16 protein-coding genes and 3 pseudogenes are annotated in these 17,875 nt (G+C 66.9%); 8 read left to right on the top strand and 11 right to left on the bottom strand.

Features of this window, described 5'->3' with window-relative positions; genetic code table 11:
* The 3 genes from ABZV00_RS36955 to ABZV00_RS36945 form a co-directional block, all read right to left on the bottom strand.
* On the bottom strand, window positions 1-176 hold a 176-nt coding region (locus ABZV00_RS36955; protein WP_355615049.1), incomplete at its 3' end, for a sigma factor.
* A gap of 313 nt (window positions 177-489) precedes the next feature.
* Window positions 490-846, bottom strand: coding sequence for a winged helix-turn-helix domain-containing protein (locus tag ABZV00_RS36950; protein WP_355615046.1), 357 nt, complete (start codon window positions 844-846; stop codon window positions 490-492).
* A gap of 163 nt (window positions 847-1,009) precedes the next feature.
* A complete protein-coding gene (locus ABZV00_RS36945; RefSeq protein ID WP_355615043.1) occupies window positions 1,010-1,507 on the bottom strand; it encodes a GNAT family N-acetyltransferase in 498 nt (165 codons plus the stop codon).
* Window positions 1,508-2,196: 689 nt separating this feature from the next.
* Here ABZV00_RS36945 and ABZV00_RS36940 point away from each other — a divergent pair.
* Window positions 2,197-2,802 (top strand): YdeI/OmpD-associated family protein, encoded by a 606-nt coding sequence (locus ABZV00_RS36940; RefSeq protein ID WP_355615040.1) that lies wholly within the window; start codon window positions 2,197-2,199, stop codon window positions 2,800-2,802.
* Window positions 2,803-3,215: 413 nt separating this feature from the next.
* Here ABZV00_RS36940 and ABZV00_RS36935 read toward each other — a convergent pair whose 3' ends face one another.
* On the bottom strand, window positions 3,216-3,434 hold the full coding sequence (locus ABZV00_RS36935) for a hypothetical protein (RefSeq protein WP_355615037.1): 219 nt from the start codon (window positions 3,432-3,434) through the stop codon (window positions 3,216-3,218).
* A 358-nt stretch (window positions 3,435-3,792) separates the two neighbouring features.
* Here ABZV00_RS36935 and ABZV00_RS36930 point away from each other — a divergent pair, with 358 nt between their 5' ends.
* The 4 genes and pseudogenes from ABZV00_RS36930 to ABZV00_RS36915 all read left to right on the top strand — a co-directional run bounded on the left by ABZV00_RS36930 (window position 3,793) and on the right by ABZV00_RS36915 (window position 6,135).
* A complete protein-coding gene (locus ABZV00_RS36930) occupies window positions 3,793-3,969 on the top strand; it encodes a hypothetical protein (protein ID WP_355615035.1) in 177 nt (58 codons plus the stop codon).
* 93 nt (window positions 3,970-4,062) lie between these two features.
* On the top strand, window positions 4,063-4,659 hold the full coding sequence (locus ABZV00_RS36925; protein ID WP_355615032.1) for a hypothetical protein: 597 nt from the start codon (window positions 4,063-4,065) through the stop codon (window positions 4,657-4,659).
* A gap of 32 nt (window positions 4,660-4,691) precedes the next feature.
* Window positions 4,692-4,940 (top strand): annotated as a pseudogene (locus tag ABZV00_RS36920) (site-specific integrase); the annotation flags it as partial.
* A gap of 430 nt (window positions 4,941-5,370) precedes the next feature.
* On the top strand, window positions 5,371-6,135 hold the full coding sequence (locus ABZV00_RS36915; protein WP_355615029.1) for a DUF427 domain-containing protein: 765 nt from the start codon (window positions 5,371-5,373) through the stop codon (window positions 6,133-6,135).
* 227 nt (window positions 6,136-6,362) lie between these two features.
* Here the strand turns inward: ABZV00_RS36915 and ABZV00_RS36910 are convergent, their stop codons facing one another.
* The 4 genes from ABZV00_RS36910 to ABZV00_RS36895 all read right to left on the bottom strand — a co-directional run bounded on the left by ABZV00_RS36910 (window position 6,363) and on the right by ABZV00_RS36895 (window position 9,220).
* Window positions 6,363-7,394, bottom strand: coding sequence for an aldo/keto reductase (locus ABZV00_RS36910; protein WP_355615026.1), 1,032 nt, complete (start codon window positions 7,392-7,394; stop codon window positions 6,363-6,365).
* 71 nt (window positions 7,395-7,465) lie between these two features.
* Window positions 7,466-7,813, bottom strand: coding sequence for a hypothetical protein (locus ABZV00_RS36905; protein WP_355615023.1), 348 nt, complete (start codon window positions 7,811-7,813; stop codon window positions 7,466-7,468).
* A gap of 50 nt (window positions 7,814-7,863) precedes the next feature.
* Window positions 7,864-8,889 (bottom strand): L-glyceraldehyde 3-phosphate reductase, encoded by a 1,026-nt coding sequence (mgrA, locus tag ABZV00_RS36900; protein ID WP_355615020.1) that lies wholly within the window; start codon window positions 8,887-8,889, stop codon window positions 7,864-7,866.
* Window positions 8,890-8,974: 85 nt separating this feature from the next.
* Window positions 8,975-9,220, bottom strand: a complete 246-nt coding sequence (locus tag ABZV00_RS36895; RefSeq protein ID WP_355615017.1) for an aldo/keto reductase — start codon at window positions 9,218-9,220, stop codon at window positions 8,975-8,977.
* Window positions 9,221-9,395: 175 nt separating this feature from the next.
* Here ABZV00_RS36895 and ABZV00_RS36890 point away from each other — a divergent pair, with 175 nt between their 5' ends.
* Window positions 9,396-10,313 carry a LysR family transcriptional regulator gene (locus tag ABZV00_RS36890; protein ID WP_355615014.1) on the top strand — a complete coding sequence of 306 codons (918 nt, stop codon included), beginning with the start codon at window positions 9,396-9,398 and terminating at the stop codon, window positions 10,311-10,313.
* A gap of 392 nt (window positions 10,314-10,705) precedes the next feature.
* A pseudogene (locus ABZV00_RS36885) lies at window positions 10,706-11,408 on the top strand (IS6 family transposase).
* 305 nt (window positions 11,409-11,713) lie between these two features.
* Here ABZV00_RS36885 and ABZV00_RS36880 read toward each other — a convergent pair.
* The 3 genes and pseudogenes from ABZV00_RS36880 to ABZV00_RS36870 all read right to left on the bottom strand — a co-directional run bounded on the left by ABZV00_RS36880 (window position 11,714) and on the right by ABZV00_RS36870 (window position 15,640).
* Window positions 11,714-12,637 carry an alpha/beta hydrolase gene (locus ABZV00_RS36880; RefSeq protein ID WP_355615011.1) on the bottom strand — a complete coding sequence of 308 codons (924 nt, stop codon included), beginning with the start codon at window positions 12,635-12,637 and terminating at the stop codon, window positions 11,714-11,716.
* 906 nt (window positions 12,638-13,543) lie between these two features.
* A pseudogene (locus ABZV00_RS36875) lies at window positions 13,544-15,173 on the bottom strand (glycoside hydrolase family 15 protein); the annotation flags it as partial.
* A complete protein-coding gene (locus ABZV00_RS36870; RefSeq protein ID WP_355615008.1) occupies window positions 15,146-15,640 on the bottom strand; it encodes a hypothetical protein in 495 nt (164 codons plus the stop codon). The pseudogene ABZV00_RS36875 and the gene ABZV00_RS36870, both read right to left, overlap by 28 nt.
* A 959-nt stretch (window positions 15,641-16,599) precedes the next feature.
* Between ABZV00_RS36870 and ABZV00_RS36865 the strand changes: the two genes are divergently transcribed.
* Window positions 16,600-17,562: an LCP family protein gene (locus tag ABZV00_RS36865; RefSeq protein WP_355615005.1), complete on the top strand. Its 963-nt coding sequence runs from the start codon at window positions 16,600-16,602 to the stop codon at window positions 17,560-17,562.
* Window positions 17,563-17,875 lie beyond the last annotated feature (313 nt).

The following is a 17,875-nucleotide window of genomic DNA, read 5'->3' as shown; positions in this document are numbered from 1 at the left end:
ACGATCCGCACCAGGTAGGCGCGCTTCTCCCGGACGGTGGCCAGATCGACGCCCACCCAGCGCAGCCAGGTCTCCTGCAGGACGTCCTCCGCGTCGGCAGCCGAGCCGAGCATCTCGTAGGCGACGGTGAACAACAGATTGCGATGGACAACGAACACCTCGGTCGCCGAATCCATGAAGTCCACGCGGTCGACACGATCGAGCGGCTCGGCGGTATCCGTCGTCCGGTCGCTGCGCTGACTCATGCCTGACTCCCGCCTGTCCAAACCTTCGTCCTGCCACACGCACTAGACGCCGCTGCCCACCGCTTCGTAACAGCCACCAACGATGACCCACGTCATACACCCGCGCTGTTACAGGGCTCGGGTCGCCGGCGTCTTGTGATCGTCAGAACGCCGCGCGAACGCTCCGCGCGGCACGCAACACCACGAGTGAGGACGACGTCATGGCAACCACGAAAGCGCAGACCCCGGCAGCCGATTCGCGCCGCTAGGCCGCGCTGTTCTTCATAGGGAAGGATGGCCCGTCGTCGACCTGCCGAAACGCCGCACGCAGCCGGGACACGAGCGTCTGCACGGAAGCCCGCGCGGATGCCCGCGTCCGCTCGCTCCAGACGCGGTCGACCAGCCGGTCCAGCGGCACCAATTGGTTGGACTCCAGCAGCAGCACCGCGAGCACGAGGCGTTGCTTGCGTGAACCGAGGTCGCCCCGTTTCCCGCCGGCCCACGCCTCGACGGCACCAAGGATCCGGAACTCCACCACGGACCCGCCGTTCGCCCGCCGTTCGCCATCATGCCCGAAGCAATAAACCGTGGTCGATTCACGGGTCGGGGTGGGCGGGTGCATGGCTTTTGCAAGCGTGTCACGTGACAGTGGTCGGCTCAAGTCCTGGCAGGGCCGCTCCCGGAGACCAGGCAGGAAACAGCCGTCATGCACGAGGGCGGACGACGGGCCAACCCATGATCGTTTCACAAATCCTTGTTCGACCGGTGCAGGGGCGGGCTGACCGCTATGCGGCGCCTTCCTCTCGACGGTGCTTGACAAACTCGATCTTGGCGGGCATCTCAGAACCCGAGTCCATCTGACGTGCCACCAGCCAGCCGCACGCTTCATAGAAGGCGATGGCCGCCTTGTTGCCGACGAAGGTTTCGAGACGGATGACCCTGTACTGGGTAAACAGCACCTCCTCGGCCCGTGAGAGAAGCACCTTGCCCAGGCCCTGGCGGTGGTGACGGACGTCGATCATCATCAGGTCAACGGTCGGCCCGTCGAGAATCATCAGGCCCACGATCCCTCCATCCGCTTCCAGGCAGTAGACATGCCCCTGGCGGAAATGGCTCTCGATGTGATCATCCGATGCGCCCGAGTTGATGAACCAGTCGACGCCCTCATTGCCCAGGAACGAACGGTAGCTCGCGTCGATCGTACGGCGGGCGAGCTCTTGAAGGGCCACAAGGTCCTCGATGAGAGCGGGGCGCACGACGGGGTGTGACGGCTGCAACGACATGCGGACTCCAAGCTATAGCGCGCTAACAACCAGGTCAGTCTTCCAGTCGCTGATGTCCGGCTCGCCTGGCGCACGACAGCCGCCCCCGAACAACAACAGCACGCGGCATATCTCAAACAACGTCCTAGCTACCCGGTCTTGTGCGATTCCCAAGCTGACGCTGCGCCAGGCGAGTGGTCTGCATCTAGTCCACAAGAGGGCGACGGGTAGCAGGGGAGTGGTGTGAGATGTTGAGAGGCGTCTTCGCTGTAGACACTCGTGCGGCCAGGTCGACGGGGCGGGCAATGTGATCTCATAATCCCTCGGTCGCCGTGCCGGTTGCGTGCCCGATGGGGCGGAAGCCGAGGGTCACCGGCGGTCAGCCCCCGGACGTGGGTGCCAGCATGGCGACCCAGGTCAAGCCGGGTGACCGCCGAACGGCCTCCGCCCGTATCCGCACTTCCTGAACCGCGTGCTGCGGTCGCCAAGCTTGTCAGCGTCCGGGACTAGGCGGCTCGAAGCACGTTGCCGATCAAACGCGGCGCGTGCACGTGGAGTCTCACACATGCCGGCCCGGCATCGAGAGTGTCCTGAGCGTCGAGGTCCTGCCCCCGACGGTCCGCCGGGCTGCCTGCGCGCCGTCAGCCCGGCGAGTCGGGCTGGCCGACGGGCAGAGGCTGCAGCCACGGCGCAGCGGTTAGCCTGCCGTTATGGCGAGTGCCGAACTGGATGAGTTGATCGTCGCGGACGCCGAGGCGCTGCGCGCGTGGTTGTCGGCCAACCACGCCACGTCGCCCGGTGTCTGGCTCGCCCTGACCAAGAAGGGCGGCACAGTCACGACGCTGACCTGGCAGCAGGCGGTCGACGAGGCCCTGTGTTTCGGCTGGATCGACGGGCAGGCCCGTAAACGGGATCAGGAAACCTCCTGGATCCGGTTCACCCCTCGCAGGCCCCGCAGTTCCTGGTCACAACGCAACGTCTCCCACGTGGCCCGGCTGGAGGTGCAGGAGCGAATGCTGCCCCCAGGCCGCGCCGCGGTGGAAGCCGCGAAGGCGGACGGGCGGTGGGCGGCCGCCTACGCCCCGCCGTCCGAAGCCGAGGTGCCGGCCGACCTCCTCGCCGCCATTGCCGCCGACCCCACCGCCCAAGCCATGTTCGACGTACTCACCAAAACCAACCGGTACGCTCTCATCCACCGAGTCAATGCCGTCAAACGGGCGCAGACCCGCGAGCGGAAGATCGGCGAGTCCGTCGCCATGCTGGCCCGTCACGAGACGATTTACCCGCAAAAGGCCAAGCCTCCGAACTCGCCGTAATCGGCATCTTCATGATCATGTGCACGCATCTGGCACCCTCTGTGTCAAGAGGCGGCGAGGAGCGGTGCTTCAGGCTGGGGTTCGGGGGTCCGGGAAGTGACTTTTCCGAAGTGTCGATCATGGGGATCGGGTTGGCCACGCTGGATTGAAGAGTCGTCCCCACGTGTCCTCCCGGGCCCGCCCCAGCCTTGTTAGCGTCTTTGATCATTTGCTTGTAGACGACGCTTGAGTGCGCGCATGGCCTCCATCGGCGTTTTGCCCGCGGGGATGTTCGTACTCATCGGCCTCAAGACGCTGATGTAGACCGGCGAGTCACTGGGTTACTCCCCGTTCCGGGACGCCTGAGGCACGAGAAATACGGCGCAGGGGGCTGCCGCCTCAACCTTCCGATGGCGTCAGCCCCGGTGTCCGCGTCAGCTTGCCAATTGGGAACGCAGGAACTCCTTCGCTCGCTGGGCCCGGTCCCGGTCATGCGACTGCACGTCCTTGAAGAACTGCGCGGCCGCCGGATCACCACTAAGTTGGGCATCGTCTATGTATTGCTGTAGAGTGTCGGCTTCCTGCAAGGTGTGGTACAAGAGGCTGATCACGTTGTAGTGGACGTCATGAGTTGCAGTGGCGCTAGCGGTCATCGTCTGCTCCCTTCAAGTGTCCGTTGTCTGTGCCGCGGTTACCCGCCATGTGCGCCTTGAAAAGTCGCAGGATATTCGCAACGGCGCTATGGAGCCTCGACCCCAATGGTGACTACGAAGGCCATGCACCACGTGTCGTCCCGCAATGGAGGAAACCCCCCGAGATCGTCTCCGGCCGTACGGCTTGAGCCTGTCCGCGCCGACGGCGGCCTCCGATCACTCCGGCACCGGCAGACAACTCCCGCCGCCGAGTGAGGTGTTCCGTCCGATCCCAACGCAGCGGGACGACTGACCCGAACGGGCCGGGTAGCGTCCTAATCGTGCTCGAGTGGGCCGGCGACCGGTTCGGGTTGGCGCGGTGAGCGCCGCCGTCGGTCTGCTGGTGTTGGCCGCGGTGCTCGGCTTCGCGGTAGCCCCGCCGCGCGGGCTGCCGGAAGCGGTGGCCGCGGTGCCCGGCGCCGGGCTGCTGGTCGCGTCGGGCTGGTCTCCCGGCCACAGGTGCGCGGCGAACTGGTGGCGCTTCAGGCGGCCCTGATCACGATGAAATGGCTCACCGTAGCTCGCGCGGGGGAGGCGGTTCATCCTCACAGGGGATCATCTTTCTTCGACGCCCGTAAATAATTCAGCTATGGCGATCAACCTGTTGCATGCGGCCCCGGCCAGCAGCGACACCGAACAGCCCGTCCCACGCTGGGCGCTCCGTGCCGCCTACGCGCTTCCCTGGCTGCTGCTCCCCTCGTGCCTGTGGAGGTTGCCGTTTGCCTTTCACTTCGACATGGGTCAGCTCGACGACGCGCCTGTGTCACCGTTGTGGATCGCTATCCCGTATGTCTTCGGACTCAGTGTGCTCACTGAGTTGCTGGCGCTGCTCAGCATCGGTCTGGTGCGCGGCTGGGGCGAGGTGGTCCCGATCTGGATCCCGGTCATCGGTGGCAGACGTGTGCCGCCCCTGGCGACGGTTGTCCCTGCCGTGGTCGGTGGGCTGCTCCTGACCACGGTCTCGGTCTGGATGGCGCTCACCTGGGTCGGTGTCTCCGACGGCGTGGCGTACGAGAACGGCTGGTGGCAGGCGCTGGCCATGGTGTGCATCACCCCGATAGCGCTATGGGGCCCGATAGTGCTCGCCCTGGCCTACGCCTACCACGTGCGCCGTCGCCCCGCCCGCGGTCAGGGGATGCCTGGGCTTGACCTGGTTCGACGGACAGGGTCGATAAGTCGTCCGTGATCGTGGTCCGGTCGAGTCGCGGCGAGACCGTCCCGCGGAACGTTCGCCGCCAGTGGCGGCAAGCCCGCGCAGACGCGGACCTCGAATGGGTCACCCCGCACACCTTCCGCAAGACCGTCGCCACCCTCATCGACAAGGAGGCCAACGCCAAGGACGCCGCAGCCCAGCTCCGGCACGCCACCGAGCAGGTCACGAAGAAGCACTACATCGTCAAGCCCGTCCTCGCCCCGGACAGTTCCGACATCCTCGAACAGCTCGGCGGCCCGTCTGCCGACGGCTGAGCCCACCCTCCGCGACCACGACCCACCTCAGACCGGATAGGCGCACGGGGACGGCAGCCGACAACCCCAACCGGGCCGGTCAGAACCCGATCGCCCCAGACGGTTACTGAGGGTTCTCGGGGGCGACTCAAAACCGCATAGACAAAGGTCCAGGCCCTGGCTGGCTTTTGGCTGGTCAGGGCCTCGCGCAGGTGGAGCAGCGAGACACCGTTACCTGCCTGCTCAGGCACCCCTGATCACGATGAAAATGGCTCATCACTCATGAGAACGCCCCTCCAGTAGCCTCCGGCCGAGCGTTCCCATGGGTAGACGGTGACGCTGTACGAACTCGTACAGGTCGGCGCGTCACCGAACCGGCGAGACACCCACGCCCTCCTGATCGTTGAGCCAATATCCCCGAACCGGGGCTGTTGCTGAACTGGAGGACAAGGTGCCGGACTATCCGAAGGCGATCGCGCCGGACGACCGCGTTGAGCCGGTGCCCCGCCGGATCCGCGCCTACTTCGCCGGCGAACTGGTGCTGGACACCAGGCGGGCGCAGTACGTGTGGGAGTGGCCCTTCTACCCCCAGTACTACATCCCGATCGCCGACGTGAACCGCAGCCTCCTGGTCGATGAGCACCGCACGGAGCGGATCCGATGTGGAACCGGGCGGGTGCACGGGCTGCGCGTCGGCGAGACTTCCCGTCCTTCGTCCGTCCGGTGCTACGGAGACGACGCGCTGCCCGGGTTGGCGGACACCGTCCGGTTCGACTGGGCCGCCATGGACAGCTGGTTCGAAGAGGACGAAGAGGTCTTCGTGCACCCCCGGAATCCGTATGCCCGGGTGGACGCACTGCGGTCCACCCGCCACGTACGGGTGGAACGCGACGGGGTCGTGCTGGCCGAGTCGGCGTCGCCGGTGCTGGTCTTCGAGACCGGTCTGCCGACTCGCTACTACCTCAACCGGACTGAGGTGAACTTCGGGCACCTCGTGCCGTCGGAGACGACGACCTCCTGCCCGTACAAGGGCCGGGTCAGCCGCTACTGGTCTGTGCGTGTCGACGGCACGGTCCACCCGGACCTGGCCTGGTCGTACGACTTCCCCACAGGCCCGCTCCTGCCGATCGCCGGGCTGATCGCCTTCTACAACGAGAAGGTCGACCTGATCATCGACGGGGAGCGACTCATCCGGCCGCAGACCCACTTCTCCTGAGCGGGAACGGGGCATCGTCGGGATCACCCGACGCCGACGCCGACGCCGGGCGGCGCCGGCATCGGCGAGGCGGAGTGGTTGGGGTGTCGGTAGTCGTGGTCGAGCACCAGCCGCACCGGCGTCACGGTGGGCAGGTCAAAGAGGTGTACCGCAGCTCTACGCGTCCCGGTCCGGAGACCGGGCGCAGCCACGGTGACGCTGCTGAGCCCGGGGGCCGTTGGAGTCGCTCAGATGGAGAGGGGCAGGGTACGCGAGCGTTGCTGGACGCCCGGTGCGCCGTACGGATAATCGGACACGCTCGGCGAGCTTGCCTCGGTGAGCAGAGCTGTCTCCTTCTCCGACAGATGCAGATCGGCGGCGCCGAGGTTGTCGTCGAGCTGTTCGAGCGTGCGTGCGCCGAGGATCACCGACGTGACGGCGGGGCGGTCCGCGACCCAGGCCAGCGCCACCTGTGACATGGATGCACCACGCCCCTCGGCGACCTGCCGCACCGTGTCGATGACCCGCCACGTGCGTTCCTCTGCGTTGCGCGGGGCATAGGCCTCCATGCCACGCTTCGGGTCCTCGCCGAGCCGGGTCGCGCCGGTCGGCACATGGTCACGCGTGTACTTTCCGGTCAACCAGCCACCGGCCAGCGGGGACCACGGCAGGATCCCGATGTTCTCGTTGCGGCACACATCAGCCAGTTCAAACTCGATGTCGCGCACCAGCAGGTTGTACTGGGGCTGCAGCGTCACGATCGGCGCGAGCCCGCGGAACTGGGTCAGCAGCGCCGCTTTCTGCAACTGCCAGCCGAGGAAGTTGCTGACGCCCGCGTATCGGATCTTGCCGGCGCGCACCGCGTCGTCAAAGAAGCCGAGGGTCTCCTCGATCGGGGTCAGAGGGTCCCAGGCGTGCGCCTGGTAGAGGTCGATGGTCTCGACCCCGAGCCGGCGCAGGCTCGCTTCCAACGCCCGGGACAGGTTGGTGCGGGTGAGGCCCGCATCATTGGGCCCGTCCCCCATGGGAAAACGTCCCTTTGTCGCGATGACCAGCTGATCCCGTACCCCCCGCCGGGCCGCCAGCCAGCGGCCGACGATCTCCTCGGACAAGCCTCGGGAGTACACGTTGGCGGTGTCGATGAAGTTCCCGCCGCGTTCGGTGAACCGGTCGAGCTGGGCGTGCGACACCTCCTCGCTGCTCTCGTTGCCGAACGTCATCGTGCCCAGGCACTGCGAGGACACCACCGTGCCGGTGTTGCCCAAGGTGCGATATTCCATCGGTCTGCCTCCCTCGAGATCCACCCGGAGTCTGATTGACCCGGATTGAGCTGTCCAACAGAACGAACTGATCAGTTCGATCGTTGAGCGCGATGAATCTTGCCGGAGCCTGTGAACCTGACCCGCTGGCGGTGCTGCTCTGTAGCGTGCGGCCCCTGGGTGAGGCATCGAGAACCCGAGGCGCTGTGCGCGCTTACGCAGCGAGCGCCGAGCAGCGCGACTGGCAACGGCTCAGCGATCTGCTGACTGAAAACATGGTGTACGAGCTGCCGCAGAGCCGTGAACGGATTCAGGTCGGCTTTGATGCAGTGCAGTAAGGAATACCCGAGGACTGGCATCTTCAGGTACGTCGCATCGCCGCCGATGGCCACCATGCGGCCGTGTGGATCGATGCAAGCGTCGGCAATGAGCACCAGCATCTGGAGGAGCGTTGGTGGGCCTCACCTTGAAAGGACGCCCCGGGCGGGGACTACTCGCTGCTGGAACGCGCCCAGAGATTGATGCCGGACTCCGTGGCGAATCTGTCGATCTCGGTCAGTTCGTCCTCGGTGAACGTCAGGTTGTCGAGGGCAGCCACGTTGGCCTCCAGTTGTGCGACGCTGCTGGCCCCGATCAGGGTCGAGGTCATTCGCGGATCGCGTAGCGACCAGGCGAGCGCCATCTGGGCCAGCGTTTGTCCACGTCGTGCGGCGATCTCGTTCAATGCCCGGATCTTGGCGAGGTTCTCCTCGCTCAGCGCTTCCGGCGACAGCGAGCTGTCTCGGCTGGCGCGCGAACCTTCGGGCACGCCGCCAAGGTAACGGTCGGTAAGCATCCCCTGGGCCAGCGGCGAGAATCCGATGCAGCCGACACCCTCCTGCTCAAGCACTCTGAGGAGATCCTGCTCGATCCAGCGGTTGAGCATGGAATACGAGGGCTGGTGGATGAGCAGCGGCGTGCCGAGATCCTTCAGGATTGCGGCCGCCTCGGCGGTCTTGCCGGGTGAGTAGGACGAGATCCCGACGTGCAGAGCCTTGCCTTGCCGTACGGCGCTGTCCAAGGCTCCCATTGTCTCTTCAAGTGGGGTCTGCGGGTCGAAGCGGTGCGAATAGAAGATGTCGACGTAATCCAACCCCATCCGCTGCAGGCTCTGATCAAGGCTGGCGAGCAGGTACTTTCGCGAGCCCCCTTCGCCGTACGGGCCGGGCCACATGTCGTATCCGGCCTTCGTCGAGATGACCAACTCGTCGCGGTACGGCCGAAAATCTTCGGCGAGCAGGCGTCCGAAGTTCTGCTCAGCGGACCCGTAAGGTGGGCCGTAGTTGTTCGCGAGGTCGAAATGCGTAATCCCGAGGTCGAAGGCGCGACGCAGAATCGCGCGCTGGCTCTCGAGCGGCCGATCGTCCCCGAAGTTGTGCCACAAGCCGAGCGACATGGCCGGTAGGCGAAGCCCGCTGCGTCCGCAGCGGCGGTAGCTCATGCTGCCGTAGCGGGTGGGTTCGGCGGTGTAACTCATCAGAAGCCCCAGATATGTGTAGTGACGGTCAGGCCGCTGCGCCGGCGGCGTCGAGATCAGCGATTTCCTCGTGGGTGAGGACCAGCTACACCGCAGCCGCCGAGTCGCGGATCGTCTGGGGTCGGCTGGCTCCAGGGATCGGCACGACCATCGGCGACTTGGCGAGCATCCAGGCGAGGCAGACCTGCTGTGGACTCACGTCGTGCTGCCGGGCGACCCGCTGCAACGCGGTGAAAGTTGTGCAGCGTGACGCCCACGTCCAACGCGGCGTGAATCGTGGCGATGGAGCGGCGTTCGTCGGGACGGCCCTCGATCGACATGGGCATGGCACCCAACCCGATCTGCCCTACCTGCGCCTCGCCGATCTGGCGGGCCTGCATATGACAACCTCCGATTTCACAGTCCACTGGCCTGCTCGTCAAAGCGGCAGGCACCAGACTCACCCACCCACATCCTGCCGTCCAACAGCAAAAACCGCTGAGATTGAGCAGATATGATGCTCAATCATGGAGCTGCGACACCTTGAGTACTTCATCGCGGTCGCCGAGGAGAGGCACTTCACCCGGGCCGCGGAACGCATGCGCGTCGCCCAGTCGGGCCTGTCCGCGTCGATCCGCACGCTGGAGCGGGAGCTCGGCGCGGACCTGTTCATCCGCAGCACCCGCCGCGTCGAGCTGACCGAGGCGGGACGGGCGCTGCTGATCGAGGCGCACCGCACCCTGGCCAGCGTCGACGCCGCGCGGGATGCCGTCGCTGCTGTGCAGGGGCTCCTGCGGGGCACGGTGTCCGTCGGCACCGAGCAGTGCCTCGGTGTGATCAACCTCCCCCCGTTGCTAGCCCGCTTCCGGCGCACCTATCCAGGAGTAGAGATCCGGCTGCGGCACGGCGGATCAACACACCTGGCCGATCAGGTTCGCCTGGGACGCCTCGATGTCGCCTTCGTCGCCTTGCCGGGGCAACCACCAGACGGTGTGACGCTCATGCCGCTGGCGACCGAGCCGATGCTGCTGCTCTGCCACCCGGAGCACCCACTGTCGGCCCGTGACACCGTCGACTGGGAATCGCTGCGTAACGAGTTGTTCGTCGACTTCTCCTCCGACTGGGGCGCCCGCCAACTCACCGACCGGGCCTTCACCGCCGTCGGTCTCGAACGGCAGGTACCTCTGGAGGTGAATGACGTACACACCCTGCTCGAATGCGTCGAGCAGGGACTTGGCGTCGCAATGGTCCCAGCCCCCGTCGCCCGCAAACCATCCGCGAAGCGGCTCCATGCCATCACCCTCAGCGACCCGGCCGCCCCCAGGTGGCAGGTGTCCGTCGCCGTCCCCGCAGCCGCTCCGTCGAGCCCAGCCAGGGATGCACTCCTCAAAATGGTGCTGCCGACGCCCAAACCGGCGGGACCATCTGTTACCGCGATTCCGTGACCCCAAAATTGCTCCCGGTCCGATGCTGACAGCTGGCTTTATTCGGCCGCGGGTGACTGCGCCATGGCGGCTCCGAGTTCGGCGCGGCTGGAGATGCCCAGCTCGGTAGACCCGGGCGAGGTTAGCCTCGACGGTCTTCGGGCTGATGAACAGCGCGTCGGCGATGTTCCGGTTGGTGCGGCCCTGCGCGACCAGTCGGGCCACCCGATGCTCGGTCGCGGTGAGCGTGGTCGGCGTGGGCGTTCGGCCGCCGATCCGGGCCAGTTCCGCGTGCGCCCGACGGGCGAAGGCGGGGCCGAGCGCGGCGAACTCGGCGGCCGCCGCGCCGAGGACCTCGCGGGGCCCTGTTGCGTTGAGCGTTGGCAAGATCGAGACAGACTTGGGCTGTGAAGATGTCGAACTGTCCTCGCTCGTGGCAGCCGCCGCAGTCTGCGTTCGCCAAGTTCCGGTTCCCGCCGGAGGTGATCGTCGTCGCGGTCCGCGGTTCAACCTGTCTACCGCGACGTTGACGAACTGCTGGTCGAACGCGGCGTCGAGGTCGACCACGTCACGGTCTACCGGTGGGTGCAGCGGTTCACCCCGCTGCTGGCCGACGCCGCCCGATTCAGCCGCCACTCACCGGGTGACAGGTGGTTCGTCGACGAAACCTACGTCAAGGTCAACGGGGTATGGCGCTACGTGTACCGGGCGGTCGACCAGTACGGGCAGGTCGTCGACGTTCTGGTGTCGGCCCGTCGAGACGCCGACGCCGCCCCGCGGTTCTTCCGACGCGCGCTGTCGACGTTGAACGTGACGCCCAGCGAAGTCGTCACGGACGCCGGGGCGGTCTACCCCGGCGTGCTGGATGAGCTGGTCCCGTCGGCGTGGCACCACGTCGAGCAGTACGCCAATAATCCGATCGAGGCTGATCACAGCCAGCTGAAACACCGGTTGAGACCGATGCGCGGTCTACGAACGGACAACACAGCGCAGGTGATCACCGCCGGCCACGCGTTCATGCAGAACCTCCGCCGCGGACATTACGAACTCGCCGCCGACGCCCCGCCGGTAACACGGGTGTCTGTGGCGTTCGCCGCCCTCGCCCTGGCGATCTGACCTCGGACCGACACGGGTTCAACGCGTCCGTCGATCCCACGACGCAACGGCGCCCGGTCGCGTCGTGTGTTGCCTCGACGATGAGCCTGGACGTGGGTACCGGATGCAACTCGCGCGAGGAAAGGTCGCGACACGGGATTGACCTTGACCGTGGGGCAGGGTTCGAGCATGTGATGCATGAACGCATTGACCAAGCACGCGACCCGCACCGCGGTTTCCGCGAGCGGCCTGCGCAAGGCGTACGGGGAGAAAGTCGTCCTCGACGGCGTCGACTTCAGCATCGGCGAGGGCGAGGTCTGCGTCGGTTACCGGACTGGGTTGAGGCCGCGTCGGAGCGCATCGAGTGTTTCGGCGGCCTGGCGCCGGGATACGGCCGCGCCCGTGATGGTGGCCGATCGGTGGAAGGTGCCGGGGAACAGGTGCAGCTCGACAGACACGCCGGCATTCAGCAGGCTGGATGCGTAGGCCAGGCCCTCGTCACGCAGCGGGTCGTTCTCGTAAACCGATACGTACGCCGGGGGGAGGCCGGAGAGATCGTCGGCGCGGGCCGGTGCTGCGTAGGGAGGAACGGCCCCGTCACGGCCCCCCAGGTAGTGCCGCCAGCTCAGCACCGCGTCACCATGGTTCCACAGAGGGGTGTCGCCGAACGTACGCATCGAGGTTGTGCCCAGCCGGTCATCAACCTCGGGGGCGTCGAGCACCTGGAAGCACAGAGGTGGTCCACCGCGGTCGCGGGTGAGCAGCGTCAGTGCTGCGGCGAGGCCGCCGCCGGCGCTCATGCCGTACACGCCGATCCGTGCGGCATCGACGCCGAGTCCATCGTTTTCGGAGGCGATCCAGCGCAACACGGCCTCGCAGTCATGCAGGGCAGCCGGGTACGGATGCTCAGGGGCCAGCCGGTAGCCGACCCCCACGACGACTGCGTGCACTTGGGTGCACAAGTCCATGGCCTGTGTGGTGACCGTCTCCAGGTCGCCCATAACGAATCCGCCGCCGTGCAGCAGGAGCAGAGCGGGAAGTGGGCCAGTGACGTTGGGCGGCGCGCAGACCCTGACTGGCACGCAGTTGCCATCCATACCAGGCACCTCGTGGTCGGCAACGATGACCTCGCCCCGTGGGGGCCGTCGCGCGCCCGCAGCGAACTCCCGCATCCGGGCGCGGGCCCCGGCGAGGTCGTGGATATGCAGGTCCGGCAGCGTGGGCAGGGCCGCTGCCAGTTCGGGATCCATGTACACGCTGCGACCCCCTTGCCAACTGGTGACATTGTCCTACCGGGCAACCCGGCCCTGCCACTGCCGTTGACGTTCCTGGCGCAGAGAGGGACCACGCATCGGTCCTCGCGCAGATCGGATTGCTCACGCTGAACCAGCTTCCAGCCCTGAGCCGTGGTCAAGCTTCCGTTCTCACCGACGACACCAGCAGGCTGAACCACCTGATCCGGTCACCAGCGCGCCGAACGCCCGGCCAGTCGCCGTAGACCGCGCTGCCACGCGCTGATCCTGCTTCTCTGCTGGCAATGTACCAAGTAGGCCACGCGCCGCGAGCTGTATCCCGATGCGCCCCACACATTTGGCCGCTTCCCACCCGAGCGTCAACTCACATTTGTTCGCGCTGCACGAGTCGTGGAGCCTTGTCCTCGCTGCCGCGTCCCAGCGGGGGGCCGTGCCGTGAGCCGTCCAGGTCTACTTGGCGGATTCGGCGACTAACTGGCTCCCGCCCCGCGGCGTGTGTCCGGTCGCGAGCATGTGTGTCAGTGTCACCTCGGTGACGTGATCTTCGGCCGCGTCTGTGAGTGAACCGCCGCGGGGCTGGTAGAGACCTTGATGTTCCCCGGGTTGGGTGGAGTGGGATTGGTTGACTTGTCAGGCTCGTCGCTCGTTGAGGAGAGACATGCCGAGGAGATACCCGCCCGAGTTCCGCCGCAAGGTCCTCGATCTACTCAAGGCCGCCGCGGCCATCCCGATCAAGGTCGACCAGGCCGCGAACCGACGAAAGAAGGTCTCGAAATGCCAGACGGTCACCGGCCTTCGACCCGACCATCTACCAGCAGCGCCACGGAGTCGAGTGCGGCCGGCGAGAGCTGCCAGGGCGAGGGTGGTGAGGTGCCGGCCTGCGCACGCCACACCCCGAGTTGATCAAAAGTGGATGGTCGGGTCAGTGAGCCGGGCGGCGGCGATGATCTGGCCTATGTGCGACAGCGCCTGGGGCGTGTTGCCCAGGTGTTCGCCCGTCACCAGGTCGATCTGCTCGGCGAAAATGCCGAGGTCGTTGGCTTTGGTGCAGGTGCGCTCGAACAGCTCCGTCGCTCGTTGGTTGTCGCCGGCGAGCACCAGGCACCCCACCAGCCAGAACGAGCACCACACGAAGCCGGCGGGTTCGTTCGCCGAGCGCCGCACGACGCCGTCGGTGGCGAGTTCCCGCTCGATGGCCTCGATCGTCGCCCGCATCCGCCCATCGGTGGCCGGGAGGAAGTTCACCAGCGGCATCAACAGCACCGAGGCGTCCAACTCGTCCGACCCGAACGCGCCCGTGAAGGCCCCAATACGCTCGTTCCAGCCCCGCTCCAGCACCGTCCGGTGGATCTCGTCACGGGCCGCGGCCCACCGCCGAGGGTCCGCCCCCTCCCCGAGCCGCGGCGCGAGCCGCACCGCCCGGTCCAGCGCCACCCAACACCCCACCTTCGACGACGTGTAGTGCCGCTGCTCCCCTCGGACCTCCCACATGCCGGCGTCGGGCCTGTGCCAGATGTCCACCGTCTGATGAGCGAGATCTACCAGCATCTGCCGCAGCTCCTCGTCGAACTGCCCCAACCGGTCCCGGAGCAGGTAGGCGGCCTCGAGAACCTCGCCAGGCACATCCAATTGTCGCTGCCGCCAGGCGTCGTTTCCGGTGCGTACCGGCCGGCTGCCCGCGTAACCGCCTAGATGATCGAGGACGTGTTCGGACAGGTCCCGTTCACTCCCGACGCCGTACATGATCGGCGCGGGCTCTATTCCGAGTCGGCCAGCGGAGCGGACCGCCCAGCCGAAGTGCCGCGATGTGTCCTCGGTGCAGGCGGCGACCCACAGCGCGTGCAGGGTGTACGAGAAGTCGCGCAGCCAGGCGAACCGGTAGTCGTAGTTGCGATCGCCGCCGAGCTGCTCGGGCAGCGAGGTGGTCGCGGCGGCCACGACCGCACCGCTGGGCCGATAGGTCAGGCCCTGCAGGATCACGGAGCTGCGGCGGACAAGATCGGGATAGCGGCCGTCGTAGTGATGGCTGTCCTGCAAAACCTGCCACGCTTCGGCGGTTTCAGCGATCGCCGCGACCGGATCCAACTCTGCAGCCGGCGGGCCACCGAACGACGGGGCGTACGCCAAGTCGAACCCGACCACTTGGCCGGCAGAGACGTCGAAGTCCGTGTGGGCACGGCCGCGCTCGCAGGTCAGCGGTACGCCTGCCCGTAAGGTCAGGCTGACCGGTCCGGCGGTTGCCACCACTCGGTCCGGCTGGCTGTGTAGGAACGGCGTGAGCAGGCCGTATTCGGGGCGGGGCACGAAGTCGGTCGACATGCGCACCCGACCGCTCAGCCCCTCGACCGTGCGCAACAGCACCGCGGGTGACGCGGAGCCCAGCTCGTGGCCGCGGGCACCCGGCTCGGCGGCGAGCGCCTCGGTGACCGCAACGCTGCCGCCGTCGGTCTGGTGCACGGTGCGCAGCACGAGGCTATCGCCGGCTCCAATCGTGCGGGTCGAGGGCTACTCGGCGCCCATGACGTGGAAGTCCTGGTCGACGAAGATGTGGTGCGGCCAGTTGACACCGATGTAATGCACCTCGTACTCGCCGCTGCTCAGCTGCACCACGCGGTCGACGACGCCTCCCGGGTAGGCGGCCAACGCGGCTTTCGTGGCGTTGTCCGCTGCCGTTCCGTCGACGACCGTTCCTGAACCCTCGGTGTAGTTTGCTGGGACCTGGCCGAGCTGCTTCGGCGTGCTGGGTGCGCCACGTTGGAAGGGGACCACATCTGCGGCGGAGGACGTCGCAGATCCCTCGCCGGCAGCCGGGTGCACGACGACCTGGGTGGCCGTGATCGTGGTTCCGCTGGTCGTCCCGAGTACGAGCACAGGCTCACCCGTGGTGAGGGCACTCGCCGAGGATGAGGTCGTCCCCTTCTGGTACGTGGTGGAGGCTGTCTCGTTGACGGTCACCTTCTGACCCGCTGATGTCGCAATGGTGAAACTCGGCGTGGACACGCTGTCGACCGTGCCGATCGATCCCCCTTCGGCCGGTCCGGATCGGGCGTTGGATCCCGCGCCAGCGGGTTGGGGACCGCCAGCGGGGCCGCTGCCGGGGGCGCCTGACTCGGCGGTCGCCGTGGGGGAAGCGGCTGTCGCCGGGGAGGACGTAGCGGTAGACGTAGCGGTACAGGCGGAGAGTCCAATCATCGCAGACATCAGTGCGGCGCCCGCAATCCAGCCACCCTTCCTGCTCGGTAGCAACCGCCAGACCCTCGACCGGCCTGCCTGTCCTGCAGGAGGCGGCGCAGCGCCCCCGCCTGAACATCCAGCGGCCGACGGTCCTGATGTAGCGGTCGGAACCGGGCCAGCGGAAAAGGTTTCGTGTGAGTGTGTCGACTTGTGCTCGTTCATCATCGCGCTCCTCTCACTCGGACAGCCAGGCAAGAGTCACTGCCGTTCCTGTGCGGCACCTATGGGCGGGCGCTGAACCTCCTGAACAGGCGATCCGACCCCGGTGAGGAGGTGATCCGGGCCGCGACGAAGGCGGCGGCGACACGTCCGTCTCCGAGCCCAGAAGCGCGAGTGTCGCTGGCCCCGGCCCCGCCTCCGGGTCCGCTCGTTGTGCCGGCCGTCCGCTGGGCTCTCTCGGTCCGGTCGACGTGCAACCGTTTCTTGCGGATCACCCGGTCGAAGGCTGTGGTCGTCCGTCGTCCGCCGGCGCTACCTTTGACGGCCCGGCGGCCGTCAAACTGCGCTCGGCCGGAAGGGCTGACCGAATTTGCCCAGGCTTTCGGTTGAGCAACGTCCGCGGTCAGCAGGGGTTCGGTTGAGATCTGCTGCGCGCTACAACAACTCTAAGCCGCCTCCCAGCTTTCCCCATTACGTTGGGTAACCATCGAACACCGAGTGGTTCCCCGCTGGGGCGTGAAGGGTTGGAGCGAGTGCAACGACGATTACGACGGATTCTGATCGCTGTGCTGGCGGCACTGCTGGTGCTCGGTGGTGGTGCGACGATCGCCATCGGGGCGTACGGGCGTTCGCTCGACGGCAACCTGGCGCGCACCGACGCCTTCGCCGGGCTTCCGGAGAGCGCCCGCCCCGCCCAGGCGGTCACCGGCGCGATGAACGTGCTGCTGCTCGGCAGCGACTCCCGCGACCCGGACAAGACCGCGGATTCCCGGACCGACACGATCATGGTGCTGCACCTCGATGCCGACCACCAGAAGGCGGAGGTCATCTCGATCCCCCGGGACACCTGGGTCTTCGTACCGAAGTCGGCCGACGGGCGGCACGGCAACACGATGGCGAAGATCAATTCCGCGTACGCCTGGGGCGGCACCCCGCTGACCGTGCAGACCGTGGAGTCCTTCACCGGCGTGCACATCGACCACGTGGCGCTGGTCGACTTCGCCGGCTTCGCGCAGGTGGTCAACGCCCTGGGCGGGGTCGACCTGACGATCGAGAAGACCATCACCTCGATCCACGAGCCGCACCGGACGTTCCAGAAGGGCGTCCGGCATCTGGACGGCGCGGCGGCGCTGGACTACGTGCGCCAGCGCTACCAGTTCAGCGACGGCGACTTCAGCCGGGAACGGCACCAGCGGGAGTTCCTGCAGGCGCTGCTCGATCGGGCGGCCAGCGTCGGCACGCTCTCGAACCCGGTCAAGCTCAACTCGTTCCTCCAGGCCGTCACGAAGTCGGTGACCGTGGACGAGGACTTCAACCTGGTCAACGTGGCGCTGGAACTGCGGGACCTGCGCAGCGACGACCTGACCTTCCTGGGCAGCCCCAGCGCGGGCACCGCGGTGAAGAGCGGCCAGAGCGTCGTCCTGTCGGACACCGCCAAGGCCAAGGCGCTCTACCAGGCGGTCGTGGACGACACGGTGCAGGAGCACCTGGGGGCTGCCGCGCCATCCCGACGTCCACCGCCAGCCTGACCCCTGGCTCCCCCTTTCCACGGCGCCACTGCCGCCGTCGCCGTCGGCAGCCGGAAACCGAGGGCTCCGTTTTCGCGAGTCCCCCGGCAGACGCCCGGCGGGCCACGGAAAGGGCACCTCATCACGGCTTTGGAGGATCAGCCGGTCACCTGGGCAATAGCCCGACGGCGGGAGCTTGACCAACCGACGCCCGGCGCTTCCGGTTTAAGCGGATGGAGTGAAGTGATCTCAGCAAGAGTCGGACGGCAGTGACACTTCGTGATCTGCGGGCCGTTGGTGCTGGTGGTGTCTGGCTGTCGGCCAGACCGGGGAG

This window comes from Micromonospora sp. NPDC005173, from assembly GCF_040608515.1.
GTDB lineage: Bacteria > Actinomycetota > Actinomycetes > Mycobacteriales > Micromonosporaceae > Micromonospora.
This window is presented reverse-complemented; position numbering and strand designations above follow the sequence as displayed.

Bases quoted from the DNA above. Each gene is read 5' to 3' on its own strand.
- ABZV00_RS36880 (WP_355615011.1), bottom strand. From the start codon at position 12,637: ATGGATCCCGAACTGGCAGCGGCCCTGCCCACGCTGCCGGACCTGCAT.
- ABZV00_RS36890 (WP_355615014.1), top strand. From the start codon at position 9,396: ATGGAGCTGCGACACCTTGAGTACTTCATCGCGGTCGCCGAGGAGAGG.
- ABZV00_RS36935 (WP_355615037.1), bottom strand. From the start codon at position 3,434: ATGACCGCTAGCGCCACTGCAACTCATGACGTCCACTACAACGTGATC.
- ABZV00_RS36950 (WP_355615046.1), bottom strand. From the start codon at position 846: ATGCACCCGCCCACCCCGACCCGTGAATCGACCACGGTTTATTGCTTC.
- ABZV00_RS36940 (WP_355615040.1), top strand. From the start codon at position 2,197: ATGGCGAGTGCCGAACTGGATGAGTTGATCGTCGCGGACGCCGAGGCG.
- ABZV00_RS36905 (WP_355615023.1), bottom strand. From the start codon at position 7,813: ATGCTGGTGCTCATTGCCGACGCTTGCATCGATCCACACGGCCGCATG.
- ABZV00_RS36945 (WP_355615043.1), bottom strand. From the start codon at position 1,507: ATGTCGTTGCAGCCGTCACACCCCGTCGTGCGCCCCGCTCTCATCGAG.
- ABZV00_RS36925 (WP_355615032.1), top strand. From the start codon at position 4,063: ATGGCGATCAACCTGTTGCATGCGGCCCCGGCCAGCAGCGACACCGAA.
- mgrA (WP_355615020.1), bottom strand. From the start codon at position 8,889: ATGAGTTACACCGCCGAACCCACCCGCTACGGCAGCATGAGCTACCGC.
- ABZV00_RS36910 (WP_355615026.1), bottom strand. From the start codon at position 7,394: ATGGAATATCGCACCTTGGGCAACACCGGCACGGTGGTGTCCTCGCAG.